This is a genomic window from Romboutsia sp. 13368 (genome assembly GCF_018336475.1).
In the GTDB taxonomy this organism is placed as follows: Bacteria; Bacillota; Clostridia; order Peptostreptococcales; family Peptostreptococcaceae; genus Romboutsia.
Genome location: NZ_CP048741.1, coordinates 1310120 through 1310417, shown reverse-complemented (window position 1 = coordinate 1310417; position 298 = coordinate 1310120). Strand labels below are relative to the sequence as shown.

Sequence of the window (298 nt, the reverse complement as noted above, 5' to 3'; positions counted from 1 at the left end):
AATGGGACATTTCATGCTGACGATGTATTCGGTGTAGCACTTATGAAATCTATATATAATGACCTAGAAGTAATCAGAACAAGAGATGAAGAATTATTAAAAACTTGTGATGTTGTATCAGATGTAGGAAACGGTAAGTATGATCATCACCATGTTGGCAAAGAAAGAAGAGAAAATGGAATACCATATTGTGGATTTGGACTTTTATGGAGAGACTTTGGTATATCATATATAAACTCACAATTCCCAGAATTAACAGATAAAAAAGAGCAACAAGAAGTATCACAAAAAGTAGATA

Annotated in this window: 1 protein-coding gene; it reads left to right on the top strand. The window is 32.2% G+C overall.

The window, feature by feature from the left end:
- The coding region (locus tag G3997_RS05330) for an MYG1 family protein (protein WP_296644077.1) at nt 1–298 on the top strand (298 nt) is incomplete at both ends.